Genomic DNA, 18,803 nt, shown 5'->3' on the forward strand with positions numbered 1-18,803 from the left:
ACCGCCGGCCGGTGGGCCGGCGGTCTGGTTCGATCCTGGGATCAGGCAGCGATGACGGCAGCCGGTGCCGTCACGCTGCGGATACTTCGCCGGGGTTCAGGACGGGCGTGGCGCGCGGCGGTCCTTGCGCTGGGTCAGCTCGGCCTCTTCCACCAGCGTGAACATCGGCTTGCCCGGCTCGCACAGCATGGTGACCGTGAACCGTACCGGGACATCGTCGCGATTGTTGCCGTCCTGGTAGTGGATGACGTCGCCACCCGGCTCCCAGAACGCCTCGCCGGCGCGGATCACCCGCTCCGGCTCGCCTTCCAGCTCCATCAGCATCTCGCCCTCGAGGACGACGCCGAAGGCGGGACCCGGGTGGCGATGCGGCGGCGCGCCCGGGTCTCCGGGCGGGTACTCGATGACCACGGTCATCGCGTGCGCGCCCTCGGGGATGAACGGAGGCTGCGCCTCCTGCAGCACGGTCAGCGCCGTCTGCCACGCGGTCGATCGCGGCTTGTCCATCGCCCGGCCCTACTTCGCGGTGGACTGGTCGAGCCAGTCCTTGTAGGTGATGGTGCCGAGCTGCGCGCCCTCACCGGGCACCAGCGACCGCTCGCCGAGCACGCTGCCGAAGTAGCGCGCCTGCGGGTCGGCGACAACCTCGCGGGTGTCGCCCCAGGCGGCCAGCGCCTTGCGGAAGAACTCGTCCATCTTGTACTGGGTCGGTCCGGCGATCTCGATCCGGCCGTTCAGCGGCGTCCCCACCGCGGTCCTGCCGACCGCCTGGGCCACGTCGTCACCCGCGATCGGCTGGAACAGCACCGGCGCGATGTGCACCTTGCCGTCGACCGTGCTCTCGTCGGCGATGCCGCGGGCGAACTCGAAGAACTGGGTGGAGTGCACCAGCGAGAACGGGATGCCCGACTTCTCGATCAGCTTCTCCTGGGCGATCTTCGCCGCGAAGTAGCCGTTCTCCGGCATCCGCTCGGTCCCCACGATCGACACCGCCACGTGGTGGCCCACACCCGCGGCCGCCTCGGCCGCCAGCAGGTTGCCGGTGGAGGTCTGGAAGAACTTCATGACGGCCTCACGCTCGAACGAGGGCGAGTTCGACACGTCGATCACGACCTGGGCGCCCTTCAGCACCTCGGCCAGGCCCTCGCCGGTCAGCGTGTTGACGCCGGTGTTCGGCGACGCGGCCACGGCCTCGTGGCCGTGCTCGCCCAGCTTCTTCACCAGCTTCGACCCGATGAGCCCGGTCCCGCCGATCACCACGATTTTCATTGTTGGCACCCTTCTGGCTTTCGGGGCGCTGTGGTGCGCCCCGTCGTCGTCAGCTAAGACAAGGCAGCCCCCCTCAGTTGTGACAGGCAGCCTCGTGTGCTCGACGCGCAAGCTGATCCCGAGCTTGGTGAAGGCGTGCCAGAGGTGCGTGCTGACCGTGTGCGGCGACAGGTAGAGCCGATCAGCGACCTGCTTGTTGGTGACGCCGCCCGCGACGAGCCTGACGATCTGCAGCTCGGAGGCGGTCAGGCTGTCCCAGCCCGTGGTCGGCCTGCCGTCCACGAGGGCGCGGGGCGCGGGTGTCCGGTGATCGCGCCCGCCAACCCGCTGCGCAGCCTGTCGGGCGACGCCGCCTACCTTGCCAGCGTCGTCAGGAACGTGCGCCCTGGTCGGCCACTCCTACGGCGGCAGCGTGAGCCCGACAGGCCTCCAAAGTCAAGGCGCTCGTGTACGTGGCGGCGTTCCTGCTGGACAAGGGCGAGAGCACGCAGACCGTGCTGGACCCGAAGAAGTGCCCGCGCAGCCTGCTCGGCCCAGCGGTCGCCCGGTGGATCTGTCAGGGCCGCCCGGTGCGCGCGCCGTGCCTGAGGTGGGCCCTGGAAACAGGTGAGCCGGAGGGGGATGAGGCGCGGCACCACCCCTGACGAGCGCCGCCGCGTCCGCGCCACCCGCGAGCCGGCGGCCCGGGTGAGGCCAGGGTCAGGAGGCGAAGCTGATAGTGGCGGGGATGCCCTGCCGGGTCATCTTCGCGTACGGGCACAGCGCCGTCGCCTGCTCCAGCAACGGGGCGGCCGCCGCCGCTGCCACCCCAGGCCAGTTCACGACGAGGTCCGCCCGTAGCTGGTAACCGCCGTCGGCGGGATCCCGGCCGAAGGCCACGGTGGCCTCCACCGAGATCGCGGCCGGGTCGAGCAGGTGCCGCCTGGCCAGCAGGCTGAGCGCGCCGTGGAAGCAGGCGGCGTATCCGGCGGCGAAGAGCTGCTCAGGGTTCGGCCCGGGGCTGTCACCGCCGAGCTCGTCAGGCATCCGCAGCTCTAGGGAGAGGGCGCCGTCAGCGGATCTGGCCTGGCCGCTGGCCCGTCCGTGTAAGGAACTGCCACCGGTCACGGCGACGCGCGTGGAGTAGAGCGGCTTGAATTCCGCCCCGTTGTAGTCGTGGTCAGTGGAGAGGATCTGGTCGTTCACTGGTATGCCTTTCAGCGCCAACGCTGGAGTTTGTCGGGGTTGAGGATGATCCATACCGCCGTGACCTCGGCTCCGGCCACGCTCACGCTGACCACCGCCACGACCTTGCCCGCCCGCCGCAGGACGAGCCCCGTCCTGCCGTTCACCGACCCGATGGCCAGCTTGGTTTCTGGCTGGTCGATCAGCAACGCCGTGACGACCCGTGTGACCGCCTCCGCGCCGTAAGTCGGCCGTACGGCGACGCGTACCTTGCCGCCGCCATCGCTGACGACGATCGTGTCGGCGGCCAGGACTTCCCGCAGCGCCTCGGTGTCGCCCGCCTGGCAGGCCGCGGCGAACCTGCGGGCCACCTGCTCGTGCCTGGCGAGCATCGCCTGGCCGTATCCGGCCTGGTACGAGGTCGGACCGGGCACGGGCTGGGCCGGGGTCACCGGGCCGCCGGGTACGTGGTCGGGGTCGGCGAGGAGCTCCAGGCAGATGCTGCCCGCTGTCCGCGTCAGCCAGGCGCGCGGCACCGCGATGGCGGCGCGCTCCTCCTGGTCGAGGGCGTACCAGCGGCGATAGGTCTCCTGGACGACGTGGTCGGCCGTGGTGTCCGAGCCGAACATCCACAGGGCGATCTCGAGCAGGTGCTGCCGTTCGTCGAGCATCTCCGCCAGCGACTCGGCGCCCGCCTCGGTCATGGTCTGCCGCCTCCTTCGTTGTTGGCAGATAAGACCGGATAGCCCCTTACGTTGTGACAAAGCGGCTACGAGACCGCTCGAAGGCCTCGATCTTGGCCGGGTTGAGGATCCACAACAGGTGGTGGATCCCCTCCCTGGATGCCTCGATGGCGAGCAGGGCGACGCCGCTGCCGCCCCGGGTGACGAGCACGCCTGGCAGCCCGTTCATCTCGACCCACGTGATGGCGGTGCCCGGCCAGAACCGCGGTGAGAACGCGGCCACGAACCTGGCCACCCGCTCATTGCCCAGCACGGGGAACTTGGCCGATCCCCTGATGCCGTCGCCGTCGGAGAAGCTGACGACGTCGGCGGCGAAGAGCTCCTCCAAGGCGCCGACATTTCCCGTCTGGGCGGCGTTGAGGAACGTCTCCAGGAGGCGCCGGTGCTGGAGCCTGTCAATGGGCTCGTGGCGTACGGCGGTCAGGCGCCTGCGGGCACGGCTCACGATCTGCCTGACATTGACCGTGGTGAGCCGCAGGATCTCCGCTATCTGCGGATAGGGGTAGTCGAAGGCCTCGCGCAGGACGTAAGCGGCGCGCTCGGTGGGATTCAGCCTCTCCATCAGCAGCAGGAAGGCCAGCTCCAGCGCTTCGCCGCGTTCGGCGCCGACAGTGGGGTCCAGACTGGTGTCCACGGGTTCCGGCAGCCAGGGGCCGATGTAGGACTCGCGCCGCACGCGCGCAGACTGGGCCAGGTTGATGGCCAGCCGGGTGGTGACCAGCGCGAGGAAGGCCGGCGGGTTCTCGACTGTCTCGCGGTCGGTGTCCTGCCAGCGCAGCCACACCTCCTGGACGATGTCCTCGGCCTCCGCCGCGCTGCCCAGCATCCGGTAGGCGATGCCGAACAGCCGCGGGCGCAGCTCGACGAAGGCGGACGCCGCCCGATCGAGAGCGTCCGCCTGTTCCGGTGATTCCGCGTTCATGTGCCCCACATCGATTCGCCCGTTGGCCTGGGCAGGGTTCGTCAGCCTCGCGCGTGGTCGGCAGCGTCGAGGATAGTCGCTGTCACAGCGTCGGGCTGGGAGGCCGCGAGCGCGTGGGAGGCGCCGGCGACCTCGCGGGTGCCGCGCGAGTCCGCGCGCTCGGCCATGAAGCGCAATGCGGCCGCCGGGATGTTGAGGTCCTTGTCGCCGTGGACGAACCAGGACGGGATGGTGCGCCAGGGCGCCTCGTCGACGGCGAGCCCGTCGGACAGGGCGCGCTCGGTCACCGGCCGCTGGGTCGCGGCCATCAGCGCGGCCTCCTCGGTGTCGAGGTCGGCGCAGAACTGGCGGTGGAACTTCGCGGGGTCGATGCGGAACTCGTTGCCGCCGGAGGCCACCGGGTAGGCCTGCAGCGCCTGGCCGAGCGTGCTGCCCTCGAACTTGCTCGACAGCAGCAGCGCGCTCTCGCCGGGCTCGGGGGCGAAGGCGGCGACGTAGACCAGGGCGCGCACAGCCGGGTTGCCCGCCGCCGCCTGGCTGATCACCATGCCGCCGTAGGAATGGCCGGCCAGGACGACAGAGCCGCCGATGCCGTTGATCACGTCGCGCAGGTAGGTGGCGTCGCCCTCCACGCTGCGCAGCGGGTTGGCCACGGCGACCGTGGTGAGCTGGTTGCTGCGCAGGCGCTGGATGACGCGGTTCCAGCTGGCCGACTCGGCGAAGGCGCCGTGGACGAGGAGGACGACGGGTTGGTTCATGGGATTGCCTTTCTGGTTGTTCACTCGTGGAAGCCGATCTCGCGGTGGGTGCCGTCGCACAGCGGCTTGTTGCCGGAGTGGCCGCAACGGCACAGCGTCATCCGGTTCCTGGTCTCCAGGGGCCGGCCGTCCGACCGGGTGATGGGTATGCCGCCGGTCACCCACAGCGCGCTGGCCAGGCCGTCCTCCTCCTCCAGCACCGAGATGGCGCGCGGGAGGTCGGCTTCGATCGTCTCTCCGCCGCGTTCGAGGGCGTAGCTGTAGGAGCTGGAGGGGCAGTGATCGATGCGGCCCATGATGTTCGAGCGCACGTCGCTGTCGGCGGTGTCGTCGAGCATCTCGGCGATGGGCCTGGCGCGGCCGATGCAGAAGGCGGCGTGGATGCACAGCTCGCCCACCCGCTGCGCGGAGATGCCGACGCCGTCGTGCACGTGCTGCAGCTCCTGGTAGGGCCGCATCGGCGTGGCCTCGGTGCCGTCGAAGCCGATCGCGGCGTGGGTGCCGTCGCAGAACGGCTTGGCGCCCGAATGGCCGCAGCGGCACAGCGCATAGGTCTCCTCGGTCTCCAGCGGCTCGCCGGTCTTCCAGGTGAGCGCGTGCTTCTGCTCGGCGGAGACGATCTTCCGCTTGCGCCGCAGGGGGACGCGGCCGTACACGACGTACGGCCCGTCGCGCAGAACGACGACCCGCTGCTGGTCGCCCGCGCTCCAGCGGCGCAGCTCGGGCGGGACGTACTCGAAGGTGAGGCCGCCCCGCCGCATCAGCTCCTGCGCCTGGGCCTTGAGCGCGTACATCTCCCCGGTAGCGACGGCGAGCATCCTCGGGCTGCCGTTGAAGGCCACCTCCAGCAGGTGCAGGATCGCGCAGTAGGTGTGGTTGAACTCCTCCTGCGCGGCGCGGTCCGCGGGGTTGGGCGTCATGGGGAGCACCCCGGTGAGATCCACCGAGAGCTTCTCACCGGTGGGCCCGGACTCGGGGGTGTCCCCGCGCCGGTAGCGGCGGCCGAGCTTCAGCTCCATGAAGCGGTAGTAATGGGCGACCTCGTCCTGGTCACCGTCCCAGACCTCGCTGCGGGCGGTGCCCTCCCCCTGTTCGACGATCTCCTCAAGCGCGTCCAGCGCGGAGGCGAGGTCGGTGACGGCGACCAGCCTGCCGCCGGTATGGCGGAAGTGGCCGCCGCTCACCTGCCGGGCCGGGTCGCCGGAGAAGACCTCCTTCTCGCCGAGCGTTTCGCACAAGTAGCGCAACCCCTGCTCGATCGCGGCGTAGAACTGCCCGATGGTCTCGTAGTTGTCGTCCTCCGGCGGGGCGCCGGGCGGTGCGGGCTGTTCCAGGCGCAGGAACATCTCCAGCGCTTCCGGGCCGAACGGCACCAGCGACAGCTCGAGGTCGCCGTGGGGCAGCTTGCGGGGGTGCGGCGGCAGCATCTCGGGCGTGTCGAGCCGCGGGGCGCCGCCGACGGCGTTGAGCAGGTTCGCCGCCAGCGCCAGGTGCAGCATCTCCTCCACGAAGACGCTGCTCACCACCTCGACGGCCGCCGGGTTGCGCTCCGGGTCGAGGGAGTACAGCGCGGTCAGGTACGGCGGCAGCGTCGCGTGCTCCAGCTCGATCGCCCACTGCAGGTGCTCGCGGAGGCTGTCGAGCGTGTCGATCCGTGGCTCAGGCAACGTCGCCACCCGGCCGCGAGCCGTCCTCCAGCACCTCGACCGCGTCGCGCAGCACCCGCAGAGCGATCTCCTCGCGCTCGACGTCCGTCGGGTCGTACAGCCACTCGGTGACCGGCCGCCCCATCTCCTTCTCCGGGTGGCTGGCCTCGGCGATGATCAGCTCCTCCTCGATCTCGACGTGGAGCTCGTACAGGAACTCGTTCTCACCGTTCGGGGTGCACATGTCTCCTCCATGGGTTGTACGGCCGGCCTGCTGACCGCGTGGATCAGACGGACGGCGATCTGGCCGGTGGCGAACAGGCGGGCGAAGCGCTCGCCCTGGCGGGCAGCCGGTACGGCATGCCGCTCCCCGAGCAGCTCGACGGCGTCGGCGGTCCAGCCCGCGACATCGTCGAACTCGGCGACCATCGCCAACGCGGTCACAACAACTTCCCCCGTTCAGTGATGTGGCTGATCGCCAGCTAAGACAGGACAGCCCCGGCACTTGTGACAAGATCCGGCTACTCGACGAGCTTTCCCACGGTCGAGACCTCGCGCATGAGCGCCGCGATCTCGGCGGGAATCGGCGGGATGCTCTCCCGCTCCACCGATCCGGGGCCGGACCACACGAGGTTGACCTGCAGTGCGGGGTCGAGTTCCGGGTAGTCGGAGCGGTTGTGGCAGCCGCGGGTCTCGCGGCGCTCGATCGCGGTTTCGATGGTCGCGCGCGCGGCGAGTGCCGCGGACTTCAGGTCGAAGGCGTGAGCCAGGTCCTGGAAGCCGGCGATGTCCGGGTGCACGCCTATCCCGCTGATGCGCGCCTCGACCGCGGCCAGTTCGGCGAGGCCTTTTCGCAGGCCGCCCTCGTCGCGTACCACTCCGGCGTGCTCCGTCATGATGTCGCGGAGCGCTCGCTGCAGCGACCGCACGTTCTCCGGGCCGTCGGCGGACAGGAGCTCGTCCACTTCCTCCCGCGCCACGGCGAGCGCCTCGGCGGAGCGGCGCTGGGCGTCGAGGCGCGCGGAATACTCCGCCGCCGCCTGGCCGACGATGCGGCCGAAGACGAGGAGCTCGATGAGGGAGTTGCCGCCCAGGCGGTTGGCGCCGTGCAGGCCGCTGGCCGCCTCACCGATCGCGTACAGGCCGTCGACGCCCGTGCCGTGGTCCTCGGGGCGTACCCAGACCCCGCCCATCGAGTAGTGCGCGGTCGGCGCGACCTCGATCGGCTTCTTGGTGATGTCGAGCATCTGCAGTTCCAGGAGCGTCTGGTAGACGCGAGGCAGCCGCGTCATGATCGTCTCGCGCGGCAGATGCGACACGTCCAGCCACACACCGCCGTCCGGGGTGCCGCGACCTTCCTTGATCTCTGTGTAGGCGGCCAGCGCGACCCGGTCGCGCGTGGACAACTCCATCCGCTCAGGGTCGTACCGGGACATGAACCGCTCGCCGAGCCGGTTGCGCAGGATCCCGCCCTCGCCCCGTGCCGCCTCGGAGACGAGCGTGCCGGCCGCGTTCTCCGGCGCGATGAGGCCAGATGGGTGGAACTGCACCAGCTCGGGGTCGCGGACGCGGCAGCCGGCCAGGACGGCCAGGCGGAAGGAGTCGCCGGTGTTCTCGTCCCTGCGGGAGGAGGTGCGCCGCCAGATCCGGGTGTGCCCGCCCGTGGCCAGGATCACCGCATCGGCATGGATGACGTAGCGGCTGCCGTCGGTCAGGTCGAACCCGTACGCGCCGAAGACCGCGTTGTCGCGCACGAGAAGCCGCGTGATGTACACCGTGTCGAGGACGCGGACGTCGAGCTGGGTCGTCCGGTTGATCAGCGTGCGCTGGATCTCGAGTCCGGTGTAGTCCCCCGCGTACGAGGTGCGCCGGAAGGTGTGGGCGCCGAAGAAGCGCTGGGAGATCCGCCCGTCCTGCTCGCGTGCGAACGGCATGCCGTACCGCACGAGGTCCTCGATGCCACGCGCGGCCCCCTCGGTGACGATGCACACCGTCTCGGGGTTGGCCAGCAGGTAACTCTCCTTGAGAGTGTCGGCCGCGTGCTGCTGCCAGGTGTCCTCGGGGTCCATCGTGGCGAGGGCCGCGTTGATGCCGCCCGCCGCGAGCGAGGTGTGTGCGTCCGCCTTCGGCCGTTTGCCGACCGCGAGGACATCCACCCCGCGCTCGGCGAGTTCGATGGCCGCCCGCAGCCCGGCCCCTCCGGTCCCGATGACCAGGACGGACGTGGCGATTCTGTTCTCTGATGCGTGCATGATGCTCCTTCAGCTACGTGCCGCCCAGATGGCGACGGCGACCAGCGCGACGCAGGCGGCCGCGATCAGCGCGACCACGGCGGCCACCCCGATCCATGGCGCCGCGAGCGGCGACAACACGACGGCGCCGACGCACCCTGCCACGGCAGTGCGGGGGATGACGGAGTCCGCGTCGACCAGCGCGTGGACCGCCCAGAGCAGGATGAGATACACCCCGACCGGGATGGCGACCGCGTAGCCGATCGCCATCGGCGATGCCACCACCTGGCGCCCGCTCTGCTCCACAGCCACCTCGAGCCCGGCGCCAAGAGCCGCCAGCGCGGCGAAGATGCCGAAGTGGCCGTACCCCCACCAGTACGACCGATGACGCCGGTCGCTGAGCCCCTCCCCTGCCTCGACCAGGAAGTACAGCCACCACAGGGCGAACAGCAGGACGAGACCGGATCCGGCGATGACGACGAGGGGACCCGCTTCGAGCGCCCCTTCCACCCCTCTGCTCGCGGCCAGGACACTTTCGCCCAGCAGGATGATCGTGAACAGGCCGTAGCGCTCGGCGATGTGGTGTGGATGCCAGGTGGTTGCCCTGACCCGCTCCGCCCACCACGGCACCGCCAGCTCCAGGACGACCAGGCAGGCGAAGAACGGCAGCCGGAGTGACGCCGGCAGGAGGCCCGCCTCCACGAGAGCGAGCCGGAGCAACCAGCCCAACTCGGCCAGACCTATGCCCGCGGCGTAGCGGAGCCCCGTACGGCGGCTCGCCGGGTCTTCGAACGCGGCCCTCAGCCATTGGGCGACAAGCCCGATCCTCATGATGAGGTACCCCAGCGTGATGATCCCGAAGTCGGCGTGGCCGACCGCGGCGGGCACTCCGGCGGCAAGGACCAGCACGCCCGCCATCTGCACCATGGTCAGCAGCCGGTAGAGGACGTCGTCGGTGTCGTAGGACGAGGCGAACCAGGTGAAGTTCATCCACGCCCACCAGATCGCGAAGAACACCTGAAGGAACGGGACCAGCCCGGTCAGGCCATGACCTTCGGCGATGGCGTGCGCGAACTGTGCCGTGATGGCCGCGACCGCGACCACGAAGGTGAGATCGAAGAGGAGCTCGAGCTGGCTCGACACGCGATGCGGCTCGTCGATGGGCCGCGAGCTCATCCTGACCCGGATCCGGATGGTGGTCCTGGTTGAGGGCACGCTCACGCTCCTGTCGCTCTTGCGGCGTCCGGTTCGCCTAGAAAGACCGGACGGCGTCGCGATCTGTGACAGATCGTCGCGGTGGTTGTCACAAGTCGGCAGGCCACTCCTCGACCTCGGGCCGGATCGCGTCGGCCAACGCCGGTGTCTCCGCTGCGACGAAGTTCGGCATCACCGCCTTCTCCGAATCGCTGCGGCAGGAGGTCACCACCCAGGCGTACGTGTCGTGGTCATCGAGCCCAAGACCCCGTCACCGAGGCGCCGAGATCCTTCTCAAAGAGTTCACCGCCTTTGATGGTCACTGTCGCGGACGGCCGCACTGAGGAGGGCACCTCGGTGGAGGTGCGCTACGACACCGAAGCGGGCAACGAAGGGTTCATCACGATCTACGCGGACAAAACCGGCGATGATCACTGCTACTACCTGGCCTACGGCGGGAAATATGTCAATGCGACGGCGACTCAGACACTGCCGCAGGACGGCAACAAGATCACGCTGAACACCTTCCGCCCCAACGACGACGGCTACCTGTGGTGTGCGACGTTCAACGGGACGGCGATGTTCTTGAGCAACCACACGGCCCCCGACGAGCGCCTGTACCTGGACGCTCACGGCGAGAACCTGCCGTTGACGCTCAGCGCACGCACACCCGATCTCCCGGTGGACCTGTGGGCCTTTGATCCAGTCACTCAGTGACAGACACGGCACGGTCGGTCCGACGCCTGACCGCCGACCGGCAACCGGGTACTGACTCGGCCTCACCGTTCACATAAAGAGGTTGCGCGCCCGGCCCTCATGGGGGCCGGGCGCGCCCAACCGTCTCAGGCCTCCAACTCGCGCCCGCGCACGGCGTCAGGTGGGTGCGGCGGAGCTCTCTGCCGAAGTTCTCAGACGAGCGGCCGGCGGCCGGCCCGCGAGGACGAGGATCGCGGGCACGCCCCACTGGACCGCCAGGCCGGCGAGGTCGGAGGCGTCCCCCACCAGGGGCGAGGCCAGCTCGGCAAGGCCGAAGCCGTATCCGCCGAACAGCCCACGCAGCCGGGGACGCAGTAGGCCCCGTACTCGGCCTGATGAACGTCCCAGGTCGAATACGCGGCGGCGGCCAGCGTGGCCACCCAGGGGAGCAGGGGTAATCGGGGCACGAATGATCTCCGCTTTTCGCCACACCCTAGGGGTGCTTTCCGCGACGCGGGAGCATGATCACAACGAGCAGTCCCGCTCCCGGTGCTCGTCGAGTGCGCGGAGCACGTCCGCGCAGGCCTGCGCGAAGCCGGCCAGCCGCTCGGGCCCCAGCACGTCGACGAACAGGGCGTGAACCATCTCGGTGTGCTCGGGGACGGCCTTGTTGATCGCCGCGTAGCCCTTGTCGGTGAGCCGCACGTCGGGGTAGCGGCGGTCGTTGGAGTCCACTCGCTCGACCAGCCCGCGTTGCGCCATCCGGGTGAGCTGGTGGGACAGGCGGCTCTTCTCCCACTGGGTCGCGGCGGCCACCTCCGCGACGGGCATCTCCCGCCGCTCCGACTCCGTGAGCCGGACCAGGACCTCGAAGTCGGCCGCGGACAGGTCGCACTCGCGCTGCAGGTGCTGCTGCAGGTGCGAGTTGAGGTGCTTGGCCATTTCGATGTACGTGCGCCACATCCGGTCGGCCTCGCCGAGCTCCTGTTCCCATCCCATGACGCCCACTCTATCCGTTGCTTGACGTATCAACCTGGCGTTGTATGGTGGCCGGGTTGATACATCAACCTGAGCATGTGAGGGGTTTGTCTCTGTGAGCGAGCAGCAGATCATCGCCGTGGTGGGCGCGACCGGAGCGCAAGGGGGCGGGCTGGTCCGCGCGATCCTCGACGACCGCAGTGGGCGGTTCGCCGCGCGGGCCCTGACCCGGGACCCGGGTTCGGCGCGGGCCGGGGAGCTGGCCGCGCTCGGGGCCGAGGTCGTCGGGGCCGATCTCGACGACGCGGGCAGCCTGCGCAAGGCGTTCGACGGCGCCCACGGCGCCTTCGTGGTGACCAACTTCTGGGAGCCTCGCACGCCCGAGGAGGAGCGGGCGCGGCCCGCGACCACCAAGGAGCGGGAGCAGGCCGGCAACGCGGCGCGGGCGGGGCAGGAGGCCGGCGTACGGCATTTCGTCTGGTCCACGCTGTCCGACACCCGCGGCTACTTCCGGCCGGGCGACGGGACGCCGAGCTTCGAGGGCTCATATAAGGTGCCGCACGCCGACGGCAAGGCCGAGGCCGACCGGTTCTTCCTGGAGTCGGGCGTGCCCACCACCTTCCTGCAGGCGAACGTCTACTACGAGGCGTTCCGGGACATGTTCGCGCCCCGGCGTGACGAGACGGGCGCGCTGGTGCTGCCGCTCGGGTTCGGCGAGGCGCGGGTGGCCGCGCAGGCCGCGGAGGACGTCGGCAGGACCGCGCTGGGGATCTTCCGCCACGGGATCGGGATGGCCGGCAGGCGGGTGAGCGTCGCCGGGTCCCTGCTCACCGGCGAGCAGTACGCCGCCGCGCTGAGCCTGGCGCTCGGCGAGCCCGTCACCTACCAGGCGGTCAGCCCCGACATGATCCGGGCCGCGGGATTCCCGGGCGCGGGCGAGGTCGGCAACATGCTCCAGTACCTGATCGCGGCCGCCCCGGACATCGCCGAGCTCATCGACTTCGAACTGCTGCGCGAGCTCAACCCGAGGCTGCAGTCGTTCGACACGTGGCTGGCCGCCCACCGCGACACCATCCCGCGCTGACCGGCACCCGTCCCCTCCCCGCGCGTGGTCGCCCCCGGGTAACGTCGCGAAGCCGTGTCACAAGATCGGGAGCTGCCCTGTCTACAGGGACGAACCGCGGCCGCGCCCCCAAGCGCACGGCTGCCACGCATCAGAAGGGACGAGATGAACAAGCTCCATCGCATGGGACTCGCGGCGACCGCCGCCGCCGCCGCGTGCCTCGCCCTGCTTCCCGGCACGGCGAACGCCACCCCGAGCAGCGGCGTCAGCGCAACGATCCTGTTCCAGAGGACAGTGGGTGACCAGGACTACATCCTGCGCGAGATCACGGTCGAGCCGGGCGGCAGCACCGGCTGGCACTACCACGACGGCACCCTCTACGGCGTCATCCGCAAGGGAACGCTCAGCCACTGCGACTCCACCTGCGAGTCCGACGGCGTGTACCAGGCCGGGCAGACCATCGTCGAGCCCAGCGGCTCCGGCCACAGTCGAACAAAGTAGACGATCTCTTAATGACCGTCGGCCACAGCCGTCAGAACAGCAAGGCCGCCATGCCAATGAGCCCACACGCCCCGAGGCAGGCAGATCGGCGCGAATGCGGCAAAGGTGATTCGGCCATCTACGACCAGGACCCGCCCTCGTTGTTGTCCAGGATGAAACAGCCACCATCTCTGCTAGAGCACCCGCATCTGAAGAGCGGGGGCGCCTTACACACCTCCCACCACGAATATCGTCCCGACCAGGCCAAACAGTAGTTAAGTGACGGGCGTCGGAGGGTCATTATCGACGAGCAGACGCACTCGAGCGGCAGCTACATATCCCCCGTTACAAGACATACTGGACCCCAGGCAGCCCCCAACTCTCCTAAAGCGGGTGCCGCAGGTTCGAATCCTGCCGGGGGCACCATCTTCGATCAGCGCTAAAAGGCCCTTGACCAGCGGAAACGCCAGTCAAGGGCTTCTTGATCTGTCCGGTGCTGTACGGCTGTCGCTGATCGTTTGCGGATGATCCTTCCCAATGCCTTCCCACGGAGGCACCGTGGCGGCCGCCATTCCGTTATGACGCCCGTCCGAACTCGCGATCGACAGATCTCGCTGCAGGAGTTCGAACGTCGGCCGCAAGCCACTGCTAATGATCGGCTCGGTGGGGATGGCGATCGCACTGGCCACCACGGCGTGGGCGTTCAGCGCGGCCAGGGTGACCGACGGCAGGGTTACGCTCCCGGACCCGCAGGGACTGATCGCGCTCGTCGCGGCGGCCAACGCGTTCGTGCTGTTCTTCGCACTGTCGTGGGGCGTGGTGGTCTGGGTGCTGCTCAGCGAGATGTTCCCCAACCGCATCCGCGCCGCCGCCCTGGGCGTCGCCGCTGCGGCCCAGTGGCTGGCCAACTGGCTGATCTCGGTCTCGTTCCCGGCGCTCGCCGCGTGGAATCTGCCGATCACCTACGCCGGGTACGCCGTCATGGCTCTGCTGTCGTTCGTCTTCGTCGCCAGATGGATCAGGGAGACCAAGGGCCGCAAGCTGGAGGAAATGGGCTGACTCGCTCACTACGATCCATCACTCAGGTAGAGCCCCGCGGCGTACAGGCCGACAACACCCCGGTGAACCTGCTGGACGGCGGATGGTCAGTGTCGCCGGCGTGACGTGAGCCGGGCCGCTTGGTCACGGGCGCGTGGGGGGATGGCTTCGCGATGTGGCCCGTCGTCGGGATCGACCTCATGTCGCAGTTGGACGCAGTCGTCGAGCAGCGCGCCGTACAACGTCCAGAGAGGTGAATGCGGATCGATCTCTGCCATCTGCTTGCGAGCAGCGCGTTCGAGACGCTCGCCTTCCGCTACGGCGGCGCGCAGGCGGACCAGGTCCTCGCCGCCGCCGGGTGCGACCAGCAGGTGCTCGAAACAGGCGTAAGCCTTCCCGATCGCATCCAGCAGGTCGGCGAAGACCTGGGGAAAACTGCCGGTCTCGCGCTGTCCTGGCAGGCCGCGAACCCCGGCAGCCAGGTCGGCGAGGGCACGGGCGACGCCGCGCAGTTGAAGACAGGCGTGCTCCAGGCATAGGACAGCCTGCATGATGCGGCGCAGGCGCTGGCGGGTTCGCGCCCGGCGTAGGGTGAAACGCAGGGACTCAGTGGCTCGTTCAGCGCTCTCGTGGGCCGAACGCAGCCTGACGGACATGCGTCTGGCGCGGGCCAGCCATTTCTGCGCCTGGTGCGCGGTCCAGGATTGTCTGACGCCTTCGGCCAGGTCGGAGCAAAGGTCGGCGAGATCATCGGCCAGGTCGGCCAGGTCCTTAGCGGCCCGGCCCACGTGACGGGGCGGGATCATCAGTACGAGCGTGGCTCCGACGAACGCGCCGATGACAATGTCGAGCAGTCGCACCATGCCGTACTCGCGGCCCAGGGCGAACACGAGTAGGGCGGTGATGGGCGCCTGTGTGTTCCGCCACGGTATGCCGACTGTTCTGCTGACCACCAGCGCGACCGCGACCAGGACGGCCATGGTGGCGGCGCTGGTGCCGAACACCTGCACGAAGCCGATAGCAGCCGCCAGTCCGACCAGCACCGCGACGGTCTGCTGGACGGCCTGGACCACGGTGCTGTAGGCGGTCGCCGTCACCGACAGCAGCACGCCGGTGGGAGCGAGCACCGGCTGAGGTGAGCCGATCAGTTCGGTGGAGATCCACCAAGCCACCAGGCAGCCGACGGTAACCGTCACCGTCGGCATCAGCAACTGCCTCTCACGCCGCACCCAGCGGCGTAGCCCACGCCGCCATCGACCCAAGCCGGGGACTCGGTCACCCCACCGGTCCAGCCATCGCCTCGCGGCGGAAAGTGCCATCATCGCACCCCCAGACGTGGTGCCCCGCCTGGCGGCTTCCGGGTCGTCTATCACCTCTTGCGGGCTGCCGAGTCTCGTAGAGCGCCTCCGCGGCGGCCATCTTCATCGGCTGGGTCTCGGTCATGATCTTGCCGAGGATGTCGCCGGAGACGAGGGTGCCGAGAGCGCCCACCAGCGCCGCGAGCGCGCCGAGCCGCTCGGCGGCGCTCACTGGCTGACGCTGGTGGCGGCGTGGCGCGGACCGGCGTACCGCCAGAAGAAGTTGACCAGCACGGTGATCCGGTTGCGCCCGCCCAGCAGGTACGCCACATGAATGAAGATCCACATCAGCCACGCCGGCCACCCACGCATGGTCAATCCGTTGGACAACTGCAACACGGCCTCGGCCCGGCCCACGGTCGCCATGATCCCCGGATCCCGGTACGAGAACGGCCGCAGCGGCAGTCCCTGAGCCGCCGCCAGGATCTGCTTGCCCACGTGCTCTCCCATCTGGATCGCCGGCTGAGCGAGCTGCGGCAGCGGCTTGGGCGGCCCGGCCAGGTCGCCGGCCACGAAGATCTCGGGATGCTTCGGCACGCTCAAAGCCTCGGTAACCCTGATCCTGCCGCCCTTGATCTGCGGCAGCCCCCATTCCGCCACGTAGGCGGGCGCAGTCACGCCGAGCGCCCACACGGTCACGTCGCTCGGCACGTGCGTCCCGTCGACGATCCCCACCGCATCCGGTTCCACCGACGCCACTGTGGCGCCCAGCCGCAGCCGCACCCCTCGCTTGCGCAGCGCGGCCGCCGCCGCATTTCGCAGCCGCGGCTTGTACGGCGCCAGCACGAAGTCGAAGCGCTCCACCAGCGTCACGCTCGTCTGGTCGGGACGAATCTCGGGATGCGTCAGCGGCAGCGTGCGCCGCCGCAGCTCGGCCAGCGTCCCGGCAATCTCGACCCCGGTCGCGCCCCCGCCCACCACCACGACGTGGACGCTGTCGCGCCGGCCCACCACCGCGTCCTCCAGACAGTGCTGGAGCCGCCGCCGCAACGCTGCCGCGTCGTTGAGCGAATAAAGCGGCTGTGCGTTCTCCGGCGCGCCTGGCACGTTGTACCAGTTGGTGGTCACACCGGTGGCCAGCACGAGAAAGTCGTAGTCCAGCGTGCTTCCGTCATCCAACTCCACGCGCCGCTTCTCGGGCAGCACCGTGCTTAGCGCACCCCGACGGGCGTGCACGTTCGGCCACTTGGCGGCGTAGGTCCTGATGGGGTAGGACACGTCGGACATGCTCATCCCGGCCGTAGCCACCTGGTAGAGCAGGGGCTGGAAGGTCGAGTACGGGTTGTGGTCGATCAGCGTGACCAGCGCGCCTGCCTTGGCCAGGGTTCGCGCTGCGGCCAGCCCGGCGAAACCCGCCCCCACGACCACAACGCGAGTTCTTCGTCTCATGACCATCTCCGTGCCCCGTGCCACCCCCTCGGAGGCCTATAGCCTGCCCTGTGTCCGTTAAATCTGCGGGAGGCAGGAGTTGCGACTCGTGGATTGACCTGGGCGTATGCGAGACCGTTCTGCTGATACTGGTTGATCGGCCCCGGCCAGTACCGTCTCGACGCTCCAGGCGGACTGTTCGAGATCGTCAGGCATCGACACGGGCTCATCGCTGTCCCAGGTTGGCGATGAGACCGACGGACACCGCGATAACGACGGTGCCGAAAAGATAGGAAAGCAGGGCGTGCCCGAAGGCGACTTTCCGGATGCGGGTGCTGGCCAGCACATTGTCTGATACCCCGTAAGCCATCCCTACGGTGAACGCCGTGTAAGCGAAGTCGCTATAGCTCGGCGGCTCCTCCTGCCGGAAGTCGATGCCTCCGTCAACCTCGACGTAGTACAAGCGCGCGTACTTGAGGGCGAAAACGGTGTTCGTCAAAGTCCAGGACAGGACCACGGTCACCAAACTCAAGATCACTGCGATCGCGGCGACCGGGTCCTGATCGCTGCCCAGGCGGAGGAAGGCGGCCACGACGGCCGCGAGACTGGCCACCGCGGCGATCAGGATGCCCGTGTCGGTGGTGTGCGTACCGCCTTCCTCTTCGGCGATGCGCTTGGTCCCCTCGTGGTCCTGCGACCAGCTGATCTGCCACGCCCACGCCAGTACGAGGGAAACAGCCACATCCCAGGTGACGAAGAAGAACAGTTCAGGGGCGCCGCTGAGCGCGACGCCTGCGCCGGCCACGGCACCGAGCAGAGCGCACATCAAAACCCGCCGCAAGGAAAGTATCCGCCGTCCGCGACGCTCCCACGCTGCCCTCACCTGCACCAGAGTGTCACAGGGCGGCCCGACGCCACCCCTTCGACGTGCGAGTCCAGCGCACGCTCGCCCCGAGGAATTACCCGCCGGCCCGGAGCACAGCCAGATCGGCGGCGGTAAACGGCCATGGCCTCCAACCGTGCGATCCGGTCGGCGATCGGTGGGTGGGTGGAGAAGAGCCTCCCGATGCCCCCGCCACGGAACGGGTTGGCGATCATGAGGTGCGAGGTCGAGGAGAGCCGGCCAGTCTCCGGCAGCGGCAGTTGCCGGGTGCCCACATCGATCTTCCGTAGCGCACTGGCCGGCCCGATCGGGTCACGGGTCAGCCGGGCGCCGGACTTGTCGGCCTGATACTCCCGCGCCCTGGAGATGGCCATCTGGATCATCGCGGCCGGCCCGAGGATCATCATCAGGAGGGCCCCGAGGAAGCCGGGACCTCGTCATCGTCTCCCCCGCCAAAGAACCCGGCCATGTAGGCCAGGTAGGTAACCATCGTGGCCAGGGCCCCGCCACGGAGGAGATCAGGATGTCGCGGTTGTAGACGTGCGGCAGTTCGTGCCCGAGGACCGCGCGCAGCTCGCGTTCGTTCAGCAACTGGGTGATCCCATGGGTCACACAGACCGCGGCATGACGCGGATTGCGCCCGGTGGCGAACGCGTTCGGCTGCAGGATCGGCGAAACATACAGCCGGGGCATGGGCTGTCGCGCCTCCTCCGACAGTTCGCGGACCCATCTGGTGCAGCGCGGGCCAGTCAGCGGGGCGAACGGGCTGGGCATGCATCGCCGACAGCGCGATCTTGTCGGAGAAGAAGTAGGCGATGCCGTTGCTGACGAGCGCGACCAGGACGGCGATCTGGATTCCGGTGCTGCCGCCGAGCCATCACCCCACCAGGATGATCAGAGCAGACAGGGCGCCGAGCAGCGCCGCGGTACGCAAACCGTTGTGACGCATGGCGTCCTCCTTCCTCGAACGCATCTACTACCCATCGCGCTCGAGCCCATCCTTCCTGTGGGG

The 18,803-nt window shown here is 69.1% G+C and carries 20 protein-coding genes and 2 pseudogenes; 6 read left to right on the plus strand and 16 right to left on the minus strand.

From position 1 onward, the window contains the following. Nucleotides 1-96: 96 nt before the first annotated feature. Together AB0J64_RS16890 and AB0J64_RS16895 are read right to left on the minus strand one after the other, a co-directional pair. The gene (locus tag AB0J64_RS16890; protein WP_364027285.1) at nucleotides 97-507 is read right to left on the minus strand and encodes a cupin domain-containing protein; all 411 of its coding nucleotides are present in this window, start codon (nucleotides 505-507) and stop codon (nucleotides 97-99) included. A 9-nt stretch (nucleotides 508-516) separates the two neighbouring features. Then, the gene (locus AB0J64_RS16895) at nucleotides 517-1,551 is read right to left on the minus strand and encodes a LuxR C-terminal-related transcriptional regulator (protein ID WP_364027288.1); all 1,035 of its coding nucleotides are present in this window, start codon (nucleotides 1,549-1,551) and stop codon (nucleotides 517-519) included. A 170-nt stretch (nucleotides 1,552-1,721) separates the two neighbouring features. Here AB0J64_RS16895 and AB0J64_RS16900 point away from each other — a divergent pair, with 170 nt between their 5' ends. After that, a complete protein-coding gene (locus AB0J64_RS16900) occupies nucleotides 1,722-1,913 on the plus strand; it encodes a hypothetical protein (protein ID WP_364027291.1) in 192 nt (63 codons plus the stop codon). 55 nt (nucleotides 1,914-1,968) lie between these two features. Here AB0J64_RS16900 and AB0J64_RS16905 read toward each other — a convergent pair whose 3' ends face one another. The 6 genes from AB0J64_RS16905 to AB0J64_RS16930 are packed head-to-tail and all read right to left on the minus strand — an operon-like array spanning nucleotide 1,969 to nucleotide 6,746. Beyond that, the gene (locus AB0J64_RS16905; protein ID WP_364027294.1) at nucleotides 1,969-2,454 is read right to left on the minus strand and encodes an Ohr family peroxiredoxin; all 486 of its coding nucleotides are present in this window, start codon (nucleotides 2,452-2,454) and stop codon (nucleotides 1,969-1,971) included. Between the two features lie 11 nt (nucleotides 2,455-2,465). Then, the gene (locus tag AB0J64_RS16910) at nucleotides 2,466-3,137 is read right to left on the minus strand and encodes a hypothetical protein (protein WP_364027297.1); all 672 of its coding nucleotides are present in this window, start codon (nucleotides 3,135-3,137) and stop codon (nucleotides 2,466-2,468) included. Between the two features lie 46 nt (nucleotides 3,138-3,183). After that, nucleotides 3,184-4,098: an RNA polymerase sigma-70 factor gene (locus tag AB0J64_RS16915; protein WP_364027300.1), complete on the minus strand. Its 915-nt coding sequence runs from the start codon at nucleotides 4,096-4,098 to the stop codon at nucleotides 3,184-3,186. Between the two features lie 41 nt (nucleotides 4,099-4,139). Then, nucleotides 4,140-4,856 carry an alpha/beta hydrolase gene (locus AB0J64_RS16920; RefSeq protein WP_364027303.1) on the minus strand — a complete coding sequence of 239 codons (717 nt, stop codon included), beginning with the start codon at nucleotides 4,854-4,856 and terminating at the stop codon, nucleotides 4,140-4,142. Nucleotides 4,857-4,876: 20 nt separating this feature from the next. Then, complete coding sequence (locus AB0J64_RS16925) at nucleotides 4,877-6,523, minus strand: ferritin-like domain-containing protein (RefSeq protein ID WP_364027306.1); 1,647 nt, start codon at nucleotides 6,521-6,523, stop codon at nucleotides 4,877-4,879. Beyond that, nucleotides 6,516-6,746 carry a hypothetical protein gene (locus AB0J64_RS16930; protein ID WP_364027309.1) on the minus strand — a complete coding sequence of 77 codons (231 nt, stop codon included), beginning with the start codon at nucleotides 6,744-6,746 and terminating at the stop codon, nucleotides 6,516-6,518. The genes AB0J64_RS16925 and AB0J64_RS16930 overlap by 8 nt, the downstream gene beginning before the upstream one ends. Nucleotides 6,747-6,784: 38 nt before the next feature. On the opposite strand from AB0J64_RS16930, the gene AB0J64_RS16935 reads away from it, so the two are divergent. Further along, nucleotides 6,785-6,988 carry a hypothetical protein gene (locus AB0J64_RS16935; RefSeq protein ID WP_364027312.1) on the plus strand — a complete coding sequence of 68 codons (204 nt, stop codon included), beginning with the start codon at nucleotides 6,785-6,787 and terminating at the stop codon, nucleotides 6,986-6,988. Between the two features lie 35 nt (nucleotides 6,989-7,023). On the opposite strand, the gene AB0J64_RS16940 is transcribed toward AB0J64_RS16935, so the two are convergent. Both AB0J64_RS16940 and AB0J64_RS16945 read right to left on the minus strand, forming a co-directional pair. Beyond that, nucleotides 7,024-8,754: an FAD-dependent oxidoreductase gene (locus tag AB0J64_RS16940; RefSeq protein WP_364027315.1), complete on the minus strand. Its 1,731-nt coding sequence runs from the start codon at nucleotides 8,752-8,754 to the stop codon at nucleotides 7,024-7,026. 9 nt (nucleotides 8,755-8,763) lie between these two features. Continuing rightward, on the minus strand, nucleotides 8,764-9,948 hold the full coding sequence (locus AB0J64_RS16945; protein ID WP_364027318.1) for a low temperature requirement protein A: 1,185 nt from the start codon (nucleotides 9,946-9,948) through the stop codon (nucleotides 8,764-8,766). Between the two features lie 294 nt (nucleotides 9,949-10,242). Between AB0J64_RS16945 and AB0J64_RS16950 the strand changes: the two genes are divergently transcribed. Next, nucleotides 10,243-10,644 (plus strand): hypothetical protein, encoded by a 402-nt coding sequence (locus AB0J64_RS16950; RefSeq protein WP_364027321.1) that lies wholly within the window; start codon nucleotides 10,243-10,245, stop codon nucleotides 10,642-10,644. A gap of 504 nt (nucleotides 10,645-11,148) precedes the next feature. Here the strand turns inward: AB0J64_RS16950 and AB0J64_RS16955 are convergent. Further along, entirely contained in the window at nucleotides 11,149-11,622 is a 474-nt protein-coding gene (locus AB0J64_RS16955; protein ID WP_364027324.1) for a MarR family transcriptional regulator, read from the minus strand. Nucleotides 11,623-11,716: 94 nt separating this feature from the next. Here AB0J64_RS16955 and AB0J64_RS16960 point away from each other — a divergent pair, with 94 nt between their 5' ends. The 3 genes and pseudogenes from AB0J64_RS16960 to AB0J64_RS16970 all read left to right on the plus strand — a co-directional run. Beyond that, entirely contained in the window at nucleotides 11,717-12,685 is a 969-nt protein-coding gene (locus AB0J64_RS16960) for an NmrA/HSCARG family protein (RefSeq protein WP_364027326.1), read from the plus strand. Between the two features lie 144 nt (nucleotides 12,686-12,829). Continuing rightward, a complete protein-coding gene (locus AB0J64_RS16965) occupies nucleotides 12,830-13,165 on the plus strand; it encodes a hypothetical protein (RefSeq protein ID WP_364027329.1) in 336 nt (111 codons plus the stop codon). A 609-nt stretch (nucleotides 13,166-13,774) separates the two neighbouring features. Continuing rightward, nucleotides 13,775-14,203 (plus strand): annotated as a pseudogene (locus AB0J64_RS16970) (MFS transporter); the annotation flags it as partial. A gap of 86 nt (nucleotides 14,204-14,289) precedes the next feature. Here the strand turns inward: AB0J64_RS16970 and AB0J64_RS16975 are convergent. The 5 genes and pseudogenes from AB0J64_RS16975 to htpX form a co-directional block, all read right to left on the minus strand. Further along, a complete protein-coding gene (locus AB0J64_RS16975; RefSeq protein ID WP_364027332.1) occupies nucleotides 14,290-15,387 on the minus strand; it encodes an aromatic acid exporter family protein in 1,098 nt (365 codons plus the stop codon). 70 nt (nucleotides 15,388-15,457) lie between these two features. Next, complete coding sequence (locus tag AB0J64_RS16980; RefSeq protein WP_364027335.1) at nucleotides 15,458-15,712, minus strand: cytochrome ubiquinol oxidase subunit I; 255 nt, start codon at nucleotides 15,710-15,712, stop codon at nucleotides 15,458-15,460. After that, complete coding sequence (locus AB0J64_RS16985; RefSeq protein ID WP_364027338.1) at nucleotides 15,709-16,929, minus strand: NAD(P)/FAD-dependent oxidoreductase; 1,221 nt, start codon at nucleotides 16,927-16,929, stop codon at nucleotides 15,709-15,711. The genes AB0J64_RS16980 and AB0J64_RS16985 overlap by 4 nt, the downstream gene beginning before the upstream one ends. Before the next feature lie 205 nt (nucleotides 16,930-17,134). After that, on the minus strand, nucleotides 17,135-17,713 hold the full coding sequence (locus AB0J64_RS16990; protein WP_364027341.1) for a DUF1345 domain-containing protein: 579 nt from the start codon (nucleotides 17,711-17,713) through the stop codon (nucleotides 17,135-17,137). Nucleotides 17,714-17,901: 188 nt separating this feature from the next. Further along, a pseudogene (htpX, locus tag AB0J64_RS16995) lies at nucleotides 17,902-18,740 on the minus strand (zinc metalloprotease HtpX); the annotation flags it as partial. Nucleotides 18,741-18,803: the final 63 nt, after the last annotated feature.

The sequence above is a fragment of the Nonomuraea sp. NPDC049695 genome (assembly GCF_040674955.1).
GTDB lineage: Bacteria > Actinomycetota > Actinomycetes > Streptosporangiales > Streptosporangiaceae > Nonomuraea > Nonomuraea helvata.